At 50.9% G+C, this 11,927-nt stretch carries 15 protein-coding genes; 3 read left to right on the top strand and 12 right to left on the bottom strand.

Annotated elements, in window-relative coordinates; translation table 11 throughout:
* Window positions 1-26: 26 nt before the first annotated feature.
* The 4 genes from G163CM_RS18150 to G163CM_RS18135 all read right to left on the bottom strand — a co-directional run bounded on the left by G163CM_RS18150 (window position 27) and on the right by G163CM_RS18135 (window position 1,759).
* Window positions 27-401 (bottom strand): type II toxin-antitoxin system VapC family toxin, encoded by a 375-nt coding sequence (locus G163CM_RS18150; RefSeq protein WP_231825851.1) that lies wholly within the window; start codon window positions 399-401, stop codon window positions 27-29.
* Window positions 401-643 (bottom strand): ribbon-helix-helix domain-containing protein, encoded by a 243-nt coding sequence (locus tag G163CM_RS18145; RefSeq protein ID WP_015966546.1) that lies wholly within the window; start codon window positions 641-643, stop codon window positions 401-403. Before G163CM_RS18145 ends, G163CM_RS18150 begins: the two co-directional genes overlap by 1 nt.
* Window positions 644-1,156: 513 nt before the next feature.
* Window positions 1,157-1,447: a NadS family protein gene (gene nadS / locus G163CM_RS18140; RefSeq protein ID WP_015966547.1), complete on the bottom strand. Its 291-nt coding sequence runs from the start codon at window positions 1,445-1,447 to the stop codon at window positions 1,157-1,159.
* Entirely contained in the window at window positions 1,448-1,759 is a 312-nt protein-coding gene (locus G163CM_RS18135) for a type II toxin-antitoxin system RelE/ParE family toxin (protein ID WP_041686546.1), read from the bottom strand.
* 229 nt (window positions 1,760-1,988) lie between these two features.
* Between G163CM_RS18135 and G163CM_RS18130 the strand changes: the two genes are divergently transcribed.
* The 3 genes from G163CM_RS18130 (at window position 1,989) to G163CM_RS18120 (ending at window position 3,484) form a co-directional block, all read left to right on the top strand.
* Window positions 1,989-2,897, top strand: a complete 909-nt coding sequence (locus G163CM_RS18130; RefSeq protein WP_231825850.1) for an alpha/beta hydrolase — start codon at window positions 1,989-1,991, stop codon at window positions 2,895-2,897.
* A 61-nt stretch (window positions 2,898-2,958) separates the two neighbouring features.
* Entirely contained in the window at window positions 2,959-3,201 is a 243-nt protein-coding gene (locus tag G163CM_RS18125; protein ID WP_113858287.1) for a type II toxin-antitoxin system ParD family antitoxin, read from the top strand.
* Window positions 3,194-3,484, top strand: a complete 291-nt coding sequence (locus G163CM_RS18120; protein WP_231825849.1) for a type II toxin-antitoxin system RelE/ParE family toxin — start codon at window positions 3,194-3,196, stop codon at window positions 3,482-3,484. The genes G163CM_RS18125 and G163CM_RS18120 overlap by 8 nt, the downstream gene beginning before the upstream one ends.
* On the opposite strand, the gene fabY is transcribed toward G163CM_RS18120, so the two are convergent.
* The 8 genes from fabY to typA form a co-directional block, all read right to left on the bottom strand.
* Window positions 3,485-4,426 carry a fatty acid biosynthesis protein FabY gene (fabY, locus tag G163CM_RS18115; protein WP_231825848.1) on the bottom strand — a complete coding sequence of 314 codons (942 nt, stop codon included), beginning with the start codon at window positions 4,424-4,426 and terminating at the stop codon, window positions 3,485-3,487. It lies immediately after the preceding gene.
* Between the two features lie 44 nt (window positions 4,427-4,470).
* A complete protein-coding gene (dtd, locus tag G163CM_RS18110) occupies window positions 4,471-4,908 on the bottom strand; it encodes a D-aminoacyl-tRNA deacylase (protein ID WP_231825847.1) in 438 nt (145 codons plus the stop codon).
* Window positions 4,905-5,771, bottom strand: a complete 867-nt coding sequence (locus tag G163CM_RS18105; protein ID WP_015966554.1) for a virulence factor BrkB family protein — start codon at window positions 5,769-5,771, stop codon at window positions 4,905-4,907. The genes dtd and G163CM_RS18105 overlap by 4 nt, the downstream gene beginning before the upstream one ends.
* Window positions 5,765-6,364: a glucose-1-phosphatase gene (gene yihX, locus G163CM_RS18100; RefSeq protein WP_015966555.1), complete on the bottom strand. Its 600-nt coding sequence runs from the start codon at window positions 6,362-6,364 to the stop codon at window positions 5,765-5,767. The genes G163CM_RS18105 and yihX overlap by 7 nt, the downstream gene beginning before the upstream one ends.
* 131 nt (window positions 6,365-6,495) lie before the next feature.
* Window positions 6,496-7,749 carry an MFS transporter gene (locus G163CM_RS18095; RefSeq protein WP_231825846.1) on the bottom strand — a complete coding sequence of 418 codons (1,254 nt, stop codon included), beginning with the start codon at window positions 7,747-7,749 and terminating at the stop codon, window positions 6,496-6,498.
* A 104-nt stretch (window positions 7,750-7,853) separates the two neighbouring features.
* Window positions 7,854-8,834 (bottom strand): sugar phosphate isomerase/epimerase family protein, encoded by a 981-nt coding sequence (locus G163CM_RS18090; protein WP_231825845.1) that lies wholly within the window; start codon window positions 8,832-8,834, stop codon window positions 7,854-7,856.
* A gap of 7 nt (window positions 8,835-8,841) precedes the next feature.
* Window positions 8,842-9,552 carry a GntR family transcriptional regulator gene (locus tag G163CM_RS18085; RefSeq protein WP_231825844.1) on the bottom strand — a complete coding sequence of 237 codons (711 nt, stop codon included), beginning with the start codon at window positions 9,550-9,552 and terminating at the stop codon, window positions 8,842-8,844.
* A gap of 190 nt (window positions 9,553-9,742) precedes the next feature.
* The gene (gene typA, locus G163CM_RS18080; RefSeq protein WP_015966559.1) at window positions 9,743-11,566 is read right to left on the bottom strand and encodes a ribosome-dependent GTPase TypA; all 1,824 of its coding nucleotides are present in this window, start codon (window positions 11,564-11,566) and stop codon (window positions 9,743-9,745) included.
* Window positions 11,567-11,927 lie beyond the last annotated feature (361 nt).

Raw genomic sequence — 11,927 nt, 5'->3', positions numbered from 1 at the left:
TTATCGGGCGGCGAAAGTCGCCCGATTTACAGTTCATAGGGTGTTACAACGCCCACGATATCTTTAAAGTCTTTAGTATTTCTGGTGACCAGTTCGAGACGATGAACCTGCGCGGTCGCCAGAATAATCGCATCCGGAAGTTTCATCCCATACTCTTGCCTTAAAGCAACGCTTCGCTCGGCTATCGCCTGCGATACCCCAATAATATTAAAAGCGCTCATCGCAACGCGCGTACGGTGCTCTTGATTATACTTTTTGGCACCAACCATCACTTCCATCCACGTGACGATACTAATCGCATTCTGCGGCGGCCAGGCATCTAGCGCTTGTTTTGCCTCGCGTCGCCCACTGAATAGATCGATTAAAATATTGGTGTCAAAAAGTGCCGATCCATTAGTCATTACCACTCCTCACGAAGCTTGCGCTGGTATTCAACACCATCTTCTTCACATCCCTGCCACAGGCCGAGTGCATTGGAAATAGTTGTATTTGACTGCCTTTCCAGATACTGCTCTACGGCCTCTCGCAATAGTTCTGCGCGTGGAAGGTTGCGCTGCACTTTGAGATCGTCCAGTCGTTTAATCACTTCATCTGATAAATCGAGTAAAATTCTGCCCATATCCAGCCCAATCATCACGCTCATATATACCTCCAGTATATCATGCAAGATCAAATCATGAGCAATCTACACCCGGCAAATAGTAAAGAGAAGAACGTATTCTTTGAGTTTTTAATTTCTGCGAGCCGCTTTCCAGACGGGATGTATGTGTTTCATTCCAGGCGTTAAAAACAAAAAAAGCCGCTGATCTTTACCACCAGCAGCTCTTTGCAGCACATTGCCAGGCTGAAACTATCCTTAATCCGCAAACCGTGCTCGGGCACGGATTTCCTGCATACACGGGCCAAAATGAAAACGTCGGTGTCCGCACATCCAGCATGAGCAACCGCAAGGCGTACGCAGAGATACACCAACCGCTCTAACACTTCCGTCACCAGCAGTATGATAATGACGGCGAATTTTTATTAATCTCGCCCTATGATGGCGACGTTCAGCTCGATTTCGGGCCATAACAAAACTCCTGAACAGGCGGCACTATGCCGCTTTCACATGAGTTCTGAATGCCTCTGTTTTCTGCTTTCCATATCTTTCACTTCCTTAACGACTCAGTGCCTGAATCACATGCTGTGGATCGTTAGCAATTGCACGCAGCAATGCTTTCGCGGGCCCGGTAGGCGAACGGCGACCTTGCTCCCAGTTACGCAGAGTATCCACACTGACGGATATCAGTTCAGCAAACTTAGATTGAGATAGACCAGATGCGTGACGAATCTCTTTAATTTTAAGCGCATCAATGTGAAAAACCCTGGAAGGTTTACGCTCACCAGCAACAATCTCATTCATTTGAGCCATGCTTTGGGCTAACCGCTCGAACAGCGCTTTATCCATCTACCACCTCGCATTTAACATTCGTAGCATCGCCTTTTCCTGGGCGGTAAGATCATCTTTAATTCCCTTTTTATAGATTAGAAGGAATCGGATCTCACTCTCTGAAGCGCGATAGTAATAAATGACGCGCACGCCGCCCCGCTTTCCTGTTCCCTCTGCTACCCACCGAATTTTCCGCAAACCGCCCGTTTCTGGAATGACGTCTCCATTAAGAGGATTCAATGTGAGAAAAATCTGGAGACGACCGTATTCATCGTCATTCAGTAGCTTTTGAACATCTTCAGTAAAAAAATCCGTTTCGATGAAGATCATAATCATACGCCATTGGCTTAGAGTGACAACCATTTTATGTACGCCATTGACGTACATTATTCATTGAATAGCCTACCGCCCTAAAATCAGCAAAACCACATTCTCGCGCTCTCAATTTCCCTTCTGCGAGCCGCTTTCCAAAATTCATACTTATCGCCTTCCCCCTCTTCCCATCCGTCAAAAGCCAGCGTATAAAACTGTACATTCATACAGCAAAAAGGATTTCGACATGGTGCTGGAAAAAGGTATCGCTGAGCAGGTTGAGGCGTTTATTGCCGCAGGCCGCCCCTCTTCACGGCAGCAGAGTATTGATGACCGGAGGGCGGGCTATCTCGCCAGTACGGCCCTGGCGGGTGAAACGGAGCAGTTCGTCTCTATCCAGACTATTGAGCTGGAAGCGATGACGTTCCGCGTCTATTCGCCACTGCAAAGTCCGGCGCATCTTCCGACGGTTATTTACTACCACGGAGGCTGTTTTATCAGCGGCGGCTTTGCTACGCATGATAATCAGCTGCGTCAGTTGGCAGTGTATGGCGGGTGTCGTGTCATTGCGGTGCAGTATCGATTAGCGCCTGAACACACCTTTCCTGCCGCGCATGATGATGCGCAACGGGGAGCGGAGCTGGTGTGGCAACATGCCGAGCTATTTGGCGTAGATAGAGATCGCATTACCCTGGCTGGCGATAGCGCAGGCGGGCATCTGGCGCTGGTCACGGCGCTGAGGCTCAAAGCAGCCGGTTCCTGGCAACCCAAACAACTTATCCTGATTTACCCCATGGTGGATGCAACAGCTCATTTCGAAAGCTATGTTCGCAACGGAAAGGATTACATCATTACCCGCGACACGCTGCTGAGCGGCTATGAAATCTATTTACCAGACGTCGATCGACGTCATCCGGAGGCCAGCCCGCTGTGGCGAGATGACTTTAACGGTCTGCCGCGTGTCCATATCATCACCGCAGAATTTGACCCGTTGTGCGATGAAGGCAAAGCGCTGTATCAACGAATGACGGAACAAGGCGTGGCGTGCACTTGCCAACAGTATCTTGGGGTGATTCATGGCTTCTTTCAGTTGGGTGGAATCAGCCTCGCGGCAAGAGATGCTGTGAGGGATGTGGCGTACCGGGTGGGGAGGTAATTCCCTTGTCATGTTTATCAGTGCTATCCTGTGTTAATAGATAACACAACAGGATATGACCATGCCCAGAACAACCAGCATCACCATCGGCGATCAACTCGACCATTTCATTACTAAAATGATCGAGAGCGGTCGTTATGGCTCCACCAGCGAGGTGGTTCGTTCCGCCCTACGTCTTCTGGAAGAACAGGAGCTACGGAATGTTCAACTCCGTGAGGCGTTGGAAGAGGGACTCAATAGCGGTGAGAGTTCACTTACGCTAGGTGAAATAGCAGCAAGGAAGAAACGTGATTTAAATGTATAAACTTTCAAATCGGGCCGCTGAGGATTTTGGTTCAATCTATGAATACACGTATCGTCAGTTTGGCTGTGAGCAGGCAGACAAATATACCCACGAACTGGATCACTTCCTCAGCCTGCTGGCTAAAAACCCCCAGGCCGGGCGTGATATTTCTGACATCATTAATGGAGTCCGTCGGCATGACTATCGTTTACATGCGATATTTTACCGGCAGTCAGGTTGCGGCATTTTTATCATCCGTATACTGCACCAAAAAATGAACCCCTTTCTCCATCTGGGCGAGTAGCTACTCCTCCTCATTCCCCCCTTCCTCGTACGCGCCAAACGGCTTCGCGGGAAGCACAATGAAAGTCCCTTCAAATACGGCGCCAAGATTGTCATCGCCGGATAACTCCACCAGCAGCTGTACGCGCGCTTTGCGCCCTCGCGCTAACCGGTCCAGATCGCCGCTCAGTGAGCCGAGATCGGCCACCGCCTGCGGCTTACCGCTGATGGGGTGACTGTAACGGATATGCGCATCAGCAAGGATGATCGTGCCGCCTAAATGGCGTTCGCGCAGCATCAGCCAGATAAGGCCCCAACCGGTAAGCGTTGCCAGTGAAAACAGGCTGCCGGCAAAGAGCGTATGGTGCGGATTTTGATTGCCCGTTTCAGGCATGGTGGTGATAAATTTCTGCCCGGTATACTGCTGAATGCGCACGCCCATTTTTTCACTGAGCGGAATATGCTCGTACCAGGCCTGCTGAAGCTGCCCGCACCAGTCGCCGCGATGCAGAATGTCATCCAGCGAAGCCACTGGTTTGATCATCAGAAAATGACGAATGGGTGTGGTGGTGGGCGTAGTGATTTCGCCCTGATTCACAAATCCGAGCTTGGCAAAGAACTCGACCGCATCTTCGCGCGCGCTACAGGTTACGCGCTTCACGCCTTCCTGACGCGCGACGGACTCCAACGTCATCGCCATCAGCGTACCGAGACCTTTATCCTGCACGGACGGGTGCACTGCCATAAAACGAATCGAGGCTTCAAAATCGGCGTTAATGTAGAGCCGCCCAATCGCGACCAGATTGCCCTCTTCATCCACCACCATTTGATGGTGCGCCATCGCGTCCCAGGCATCACGCTCAGAACCTTTCGGCTGATGAAGGGGTTTACGCAGCATTTCCCAGCGGAACTGGTAGTAGCGATCTAACTCTTCTTCCGTTTGCGGCACTCGAAGGTGATACATAGCAGCACTCTCTTTTGTCGCCCGTAACCTCACTGGGAGTTGGTTCATACCTGCAACCAGAAGGTAACGGGGCCATCATTGACCAGCGAAACCTGCATATCGGCAGCGAATCGCCCGGTTTGGGTATTCATCTCTTGCTGGCGACAGCGTTCTACAAAGTAGTCATACAGCGCTTCTGCTCTCTGCGGCTCTGCGCCTTTAGAGAAACTCGGGCGCATGCCGCGTTCGGTATCCGCCGCCAGCGTAAACTGCGACACCACCAGCACGCTTCCCCCCGCCTGCTGCACGTTGAGATTCATCTTGCCTTGCGCATCACTGAATATGCGATAGCCCAGCACGCGCTCGCACAGTCGGTTGGCTTTTTGCTCGTCGTCATCCTTTTCGACACCTAATAACACTAAAAGTCCCGGCCCGATTTCGCCCGTCACTTCATCCGCCACGGTGACGCTGGCCCGGGTTACGCGTTGAATCAATGCAATCATGGTTGTTCTGCTTCTTGTTGTTCTGTTTTAAGTTTTCGGTATTCCCCGAGAGTGACAGTTATTTCTGCCCCAAGCAAGACGATACACCAGGTCCAGTAGACCCAGACAAACAGGATAGGCACAACAGCGAGCACGCCGTAAATCAACTGATAGGAAGGGAACGCGGTGATATATAAGGCAAAAGCTTTCTTGCCAAGCTCGTAAAGCAAGGCCGCCACCAGCGCGCCAATAATCGCATCGCGGTTCGGCACGCGCGTCGTCGGCACCACGCTATAGAGCAGCCAGAAGGAGATCCACGACAGTAGCAGTGGGAAGATGCGTAGTGCGTTATCCACTGCGCTATTAAACTCACTCGCCCAACGCAGCGATAGCAGATATGAGCTAATCGCCAGGCTGGCACCCGCCAGCAACGGCCCAAGCGTAAGGATCATCCAGTAAATCGCAAACGAGTAGACTTTTGGCCGAACACGCTTGCTGCGCCAGATGGTATTCAGCGCGCTGTCGATGGAGTACATCAACAGCAGCGCCGTGACGATAAGCCCGCAGGCGCCGACCGCTGTCATGCGATTGGAATTGGCGACAAACTGCTCAATGTAGCGCTGAATAACGTCACCGGTCGCCGGAATAAAGTTGGCGAAGATAAAGTGGCGAATCTGAACGCTGACCTCAGAAAACATCGGGAATGCGGCGAACAGCGCAAAAACCACGGCAACCAGCGGTACCAGGGAAAGCAACGACACATAGGCCAGATTCCCGGCCAGCGTCGTCATATTATCTTCGTCGATGCGCCGCCAGAGGAGCTTTCCCCACGCCACCAGTGGCCGGGTATGATGAATCGTTTTTTGATGAACGGTTTTTAACATAACTGCTTCGTAAAGTAGCGAGGAATCGTCTCCTTCCCCGTTACCAGGATAGAGGTGATCCCCAATTGATTGGCTCCCTCTATATTATCGGCATTATCATCAAAAAAGACCGTATCGGCGGCAGAAAAACCTTCTGCTTCAAGCACCCGCTGATAGATACGCGCTTCCGGTTTGCGCATTCCCATCTCCTGCGACAGATAAACATGGTCCGCTGCGGCGTGAATTTCCGGGTATTCATCCGGCCAGAACGTGGTGTGCAGGCGGTTGGTATTAGAGAGCACCACCACGCGATGCCCCTGCTCGCGCAGTTTATGCATGATCTCAATCACCTCCGGGCGAAGAGAAACAAATATTGCCTGCCAGCCGTGAGAGAACTGTTCGTAACTCAGCGGGAGATCCATCTCATGACAAATCGCCTCGGCAAAGGCTTCATCGGTGATTTCGCCGCGCTCATGCTGGTGGAAGGCTTCGCCCATGGTGAAACTCTGCTTGAGCGTGGCCAGCGGCACACGGGTCAGATCGCTCCACGTCCCGAACACACGGTTGAAGTCGATATCGACAATCACATTACCTAAATCAAAGATATAGAGCATTTTTGCCTCCTTTCTCGCCGTGGAAAATTAACTGTAGCGGGAAAGGCGAGGTTTGACTATGAGGTGAACGGGATAAGTGTGAGGCATATGAGAAAAGGCCGCCAATTTGCGCGGCCCATTTGGACGTAGAATCAGGCCTCAGCCGCCAGTATCTCTTTCTTACGCTGGCTAATGCGCTTAACCAGCATCACCGAGACCACCGCGCCGCAGAAGGCGAAGCAGGCCATGATGCCAAAGACAATCTTGTAGCCGACGATACCTGGGTTTAAATCCAGAATGTAGCCGTAGAGGCTAAAGCAGAACATCGCCGGGGCGTAGCCGATGAAGCTGCCGAGCGCCATCGCGGCACCGGTCTGGTTTTCGGCGATTTTCGCTTCGCCAATTGGCGCAAAGAAGACGGCGCGTTGGGTGAAGACGATCGCGCCAAAGCCCAATGTGCACATCATGCCGAGGTAAACCGGCATACTTTCGTGCGGCAGCATAATCAGCAGCACCAGTGCCACCGTGCTGATCACAAAGGTGTAGCACAGGTATTTACTGGGTGATTTCAGGATCTTGTCGGAAATCATGCCGCCAACCGGTCCACCAATCATTTTCAGGCAGTACTGGTTAATAATACCGTACGCGCCCACCAGCGCGACGGGCAGCATGTAGATGTTTTTCAGGAACGGAATGAAGAACGTCAGCCCGCAGTACACCGCGTACACAAAGAAGACGTTGAAGGCGATGAGCCAGATGGTTTTGTCTTTCAACACCGACGTCATGCTGGTGTTTTCGTCCTTTTTCACCTCAACCGACGGTGCCTCTTCTTTGTCATTCAGTACGAAGAAAATGATAACGCCGACGGCAATCACGATGATGGAATAGAACCAGATACCCGCTTTGAAGCCCAGTAAGCCGCTGCCAAACCAGGCAAAGACGGCCAGCGCGGAGAACGCGACAACGGTGTCGACAATGCCTCGCCCCGTCTCAAAGAAACCAAACAGACGGCCCTGCTGTTCACTGTTACCCAGTCGGCTGACCGATTTCAGCAGTACCGGCCAGTTCATCATGTCGCAGGTGACGCCGAACAGCGCCCAGACAAAAAGGATGCCCCAGTAGCCCGGCATGGTCGTCAAATAAACGCCCAGTAAACCCGTCGCAATGAGCGAAAAAGACATGGTGTATTTACGCGGCAGTTTGTCGGCAAAATAGATTGAGAGGAAAAAACCGATGGTGGTAACAAATGAGTTCACCGACATCGCATTACCTATTTGACCATTGGTCAAATGGAAATACTCCTGCATCGGAATATAAAACGCATCTTTCAGTGAGGGTAATTTATAAATCGTACCGCCACACAGCGTTAACAAACTAAATAACGCCCATTTCTTTTTCGTGAGCATAACATCCCCTAAGCGATTTTTTAAATCGCTGTCTTAAAAGGCAATAGGATACCGGCCATCCCTGTAGGATGGTTTTTATTAACTGACAATGAATTTAAAGCTTATTAATGATTTAGAAGATGCGTCGCCTCTTGTTTTATTTGTTGCAGCACGCTCCGAACATAATTTATCTGATTCACCGCATCCTGCTTTTCTTTGCACAGCCGCGCTTCCAGCGCATTTTGTTCAGGTAACGGCGTTTCACTCATTTGGCGATAGGGGATCCACGGATTATCCCCTTCGTGTTCAAAACGAAATGCCGGAGCATAGTAATCCACCTCTTCTTCCAGGCCGTAAGCCATCACCTGCGGCTCTTCATCGCCCAGGCAGATAAGGTCAGTTAATAACGCTTTGAATGGCATGTCGCCCTGCCCGGAAATACAGGCTTTATGCCCCAGTCCACCGTCTTCATTGACGATAAGCGCATCTTTAATATGCACCTGGGTGATATGCGGGGACATGGTTTTTAACGCGTCCAAAGGATGTTCGTTGGCGTTAATCATGTTCGCAAAATCAAACAGTAAGGAGAGAGAATCCATCCCGCTGTCTTGAATAAGCATCGCCAGTTCGTGGCTCTTCAGGTCTTCATGCTGTTCAAGAGTGAAGGTCAACCCGCTGCCCTGATAGGTATCGCGAATGTATGCGATATCACAGGCAATCATCGCCATCACTTCCTGCAAATGCCCTTCGTAGCGCGGATAGAAACGGACCGATGACGCGCCCGTTTTTAAGGCAATGCCGGCAGCCAAATCGATCGCTTTTTTATCGGAAGCGCTGGTTTCGATATGCACATCCAGATTGAGCTGACGCGCTTTCTCACCAAAAGCGGCGAGTTCATTATCGCTCATGTTTTCCAGCGAGAAGCGCTCGCCATCCAGTACGTGAATTTTTACACCGCGTAGCTGATTCTCATGAGCAATATCCAGCAAATCACCTGGTAATACCCTTTCCAGACGCATATTTAAATGATACGCGTAGGCATGCAGATAAAGAGGAAGATTATCGACACGTTGTAGAATTTTTCTTGCGTTATTTATTGTGAGCATAAAACACCTACAGATTAATGATGAGGTCAACCGCCTCAAACCGCCAATATTCAATATCTACTTGTACAATATTGCCATTCCGGTCGGCCCGGTGTTTTTCAATTAAAATAGCTGGCATACCGGCAGAACCCCCCAGATATTTACTGATATCGCCCGGCATTCTGACGGGTTTAAACACTAGTTTTTTTACGATGGTCTCTTTTTGATAGCATTTTTCCCACACCGAGGAAAAAGAGTGGTTTTCAAGTTGATCGATAAAGCCCGGCGCCACTTCCGGGTTGATAAACGTTTCATGATAGAAGACTTTATGGCCTTCCAGCGCGCCCCAGCCGGTTACGCGATAAAGCGTCTCAGAGGGCGTCGCCGCCGTCAGAGGCAGCAGCATTTCCGGCAGGTCCGTAATACGGGTTTTCTCCGTAAATCCCCAGGAGGGCTCTCTACCCTGCTCTATGGCCGCGCGTTGAAAGCTTGCCGACAGTTCGGGGCTGTAATTAAAACGCGGTTGCGTGACAAACCAGCCTTTACGGTCTTTGCGGAAGATTTTTGATTCCGCCTCAAGGTTCAACAATGCCTGGCGCAGGGTCATACGTTTGATGCCCAGCAGCTCGCACAACTCTCTTTCAGAAGGGAGCTTTCCGCCCGGCGGGGTAAGGCCATCTTTTAACCACCGATCTAACTTCTCTTTGGCATTCTCAACGGTGGACTGATTTTCCGTCATTGTTTGTTTTAATCCTATTGGTTTAAACCAGATGATGCATCTTACGCTCACGGTGAAAATGAACGCAAACAGCGCCGCAGAACTTTGCGGATAATTGTGACAAAGCTCTCTTAAGCAGTAACCCTGGTGATGTCAGGGCAAAAAAAAACCTGCCATCGCTGGCAGGTTTTTCATGCGTTAAAGAGGAGGATTACTCTTCTTTCGCACCGCGCATCGCGCGTTTACGGTCGTTCTCGGTCAGGTGACGTTTACGGATACGGATAGACAGCGGAGTCACTTCTACCAGTTCGTCGTCATCGATGAACTCAAGAGCCTGTTCCAGCGTCATTTTAACCGGCGGAACCAGAACCGTTGCTTCGTCTGTACCAGACGCACGCATGTTGGTCAGTTTCTTACCGGTCAGGCAGTTTACAGTCAGGTCGTTAGAACGACTGTGAATACCGATGATCTGGCCTTCATAAACTTCAGCACCGTGACCCAGGAACAGCTTACCGCGGTCCTGCAGGCTGAACAGTGCGAACGCAACTGCTTTACCCTGGCCGTTAGAGATCAGTACGCCGTTCTGGCGCTGACCCACATCACCCGGACGAACATCGTCGTAGTGGCTGAAGGTGGAGTACAGCAGACCGGTACCGGAAGTCATGGTCATGAATTCTGAACGGAAGCCGATCAGGCCACGGCTTGGGATCACGTAGTCGAGACGTACGCGGCCTTTGCCATCTGGATTCATGTTTTTCAGGTCGCCTTTACGCTCACCCAGAGCCTGCATCACAGAACCCTGATGTTGCTCTTCAACGTCCAGCGTAACGTTTTCGAACGGCTCTTGTTTACGGCCATCGATTTCGCGGAAGATAACTTTCGGACGGGAAACCGCCATTTCGAAACCTTCACGACGCATGTTTTCGATAAGAACGGACAGGTGCAGTTCACCACGGCCAGAAACGCGGAATGCGTCTGCGTCCGGGGTTTCTTCAACGCGCAGCGCAACGTTGTGGACCAGCTCTTTGTTCAGACGATCAAGGATCTGACGAGAGGTAACGAATTTACCTTCTTTACCGCAGAACGGAGAGGTGTTGACGTTGAAGAACATGGAAACGGTCGGTTCATCAACGGACAGCGCCGGCAGCGCTTCCACATTTTGCGTATCGCAAATGGTATCGGAGATGTTCAGTTCGCCAAGACCAGTGATTGCGATGATGTCGCCAGCTTCCGCCTGATCGCTATCGATACGTTCCAGCCCCAGATGGGTCAGAACTTTACCGACTTTCGCGTTACGGGTTTTGCCTTCGCTATCGATGATAGTGACCTGCTGGTTCGGTTTCACTTTACCGCGTTTGATACGGCCGATACCGATAACACCCACATAGCTGTTGTAGTCCAGCTGGGAGATCTGCATCTGCAGCGGACCGTCGAGATCGACGTCCGGCGCAGGAACATGGTCAACAATCGCCTGATACAGCGGGGTCATGTCTTCAGCCATGTCTTCGTGATCCAGACCCGCGATACCGTTCAGCGCAGAGGCGTAAACGATCGGGAAGTCCAGCTGTTCGTCGGTCGCATCAAGGTTAACGAACAGGTCAAAGACCTGGTCAACAACCCAGTCAGGACGCGCGCCAGGGCGGTCAACTTTGTTGATAACAACAATAGGTTTCAGGCCATAGGCAAAGGCTTTCTTGGTCACGAAGCGCGTCTGCGGCATCGGGCCGTCAAATGCGTCAACGACCAGCAGCACGGAGTCTACCATGGACATTACACGTTCAACTTCACCACCGAAGTCGGCGTGCCCTGGGGTATCAACGATGTTGATACGGTAGTCATTCCATTTGATAGCGGTGTTTTTCGCGAGGATGGTAATCCCACGCTCTTTCTCCAAATCGTTGGAGTCCATCACACGCTCTTGAGTTTCGGCACGTGCATCAAACGTACCGGATTGCTGCAGCAGCTTATCAACCAGGGTAGTTTTACCATGGTCAACGTGCGCGATGATGGCGATGTTACGCAAATTTTCGATCACAACTTTGCCTCGGGCATTAGAAATAGCGCGTTATTGTACACGGATTAATCGCAGTACAAAACAGGATCACAAACATCCTCCGCAAACAAGTATTGCAGAGTTCCTTTGTGATCGCTTTCACGGAGCGAAAAAAGGGCACCTTAACGCAAATTGCACCAATATGGTGCTCTATGTTCACATATAAGCACTATACTGGTGCAATGACACCATCGTGGTGCAGCCCTTTTGCACTATGATGCGCATGATAGCGCCTTTTGGGGGTAATTTAAAAGTTGGCACAGATTTCGCTTTATAAATTTCAGGGCAACAACGCCACTTTTAAGAAGTGTTTGAAGACCTCGTTACCACGACGACAATGACA

Source organism: Pseudocitrobacter corydidari, from assembly GCF_021172065.1.
Taxonomy (GTDB): Bacteria; Pseudomonadota; Gammaproteobacteria; order Enterobacterales; family Enterobacteriaceae; genus Pseudocitrobacter; species Pseudocitrobacter corydidari.
Note: the sequence above shows the minus strand (reverse complement) of the source record. Positions and strands in the feature narration are given on the sequence as shown.

Excerpts from the sequence above, each read along its gene's own strand:
- G163CM_RS18150 (WP_231825851.1), bottom strand. The coding sequence starts at position 401 with ATGACTAATGGATCGGCACTTTTTGACACCAATATTTTAATCGATCTA.
- G163CM_RS18145 (WP_015966546.1), bottom strand. The coding sequence starts at position 643 with ATGAGCGTGATGATTGGGCTGGATATGGGCAGAATTTTACTCGATTTA.
- nadS (WP_015966547.1), bottom strand. The coding sequence starts at position 1,447 with ATGGATAAAGCGCTGTTCGAGCGGTTAGCCCAAAGCATGGCTCAAATG.
- G163CM_RS18135 (WP_041686546.1), bottom strand. The coding sequence starts at position 1,759 with ATGATCTTCATCGAAACGGATTTTTTTACTGAAGATGTTCAAAAGCTA.
- G163CM_RS18130 (WP_231825850.1), top strand. The coding sequence starts at position 1,989 with ATGGTGCTGGAAAAAGGTATCGCTGAGCAGGTTGAGGCGTTTATTGCC.
- G163CM_RS18125 (WP_113858287.1), top strand. The coding sequence starts at position 2,959 with ATGCCCAGAACAACCAGCATCACCATCGGCGATCAACTCGACCATTTC.
- G163CM_RS18120 (WP_231825849.1), top strand. The coding sequence starts at position 3,194 with ATGTATAAACTTTCAAATCGGGCCGCTGAGGATTTTGGTTCAATCTAT.
- fabY (WP_231825848.1), bottom strand. The coding sequence starts at position 4,426 with ATGTATCACCTTCGAGTGCCGCAAACGGAAGAAGAGTTAGATCGCTAC.
- dtd (WP_231825847.1), bottom strand. The coding sequence starts at position 4,908 with ATGATTGCATTGATTCAACGCGTAACCCGGGCCAGCGTCACCGTGGCG.
- G163CM_RS18105 (WP_015966554.1), bottom strand. The coding sequence starts at position 5,771 with ATGTTAAAAACCGTTCATCAAAAAACGATTCATCATACCCGGCCACTG.
- yihX (WP_015966555.1), bottom strand. The coding sequence starts at position 6,364 with ATGCTCTATATCTTTGATTTAGGTAATGTGATTGTCGATATCGACTTC.
- G163CM_RS18095 (WP_231825846.1), bottom strand. The coding sequence starts at position 7,749 with ATGCTCACGAAAAAGAAATGGGCGTTATTTAGTTTGTTAACGCTGTGT.
- G163CM_RS18090 (WP_231825845.1), bottom strand. The coding sequence starts at position 8,834 with ATGCTCACAATAAATAACGCAAGAAAAATTCTACAACGTGTCGATAAT.
- G163CM_RS18085 (WP_231825844.1), bottom strand. The coding sequence starts at position 9,552 with ATGACGGAAAATCAGTCCACCGTTGAGAATGCCAAAGAGAAGTTAGAT.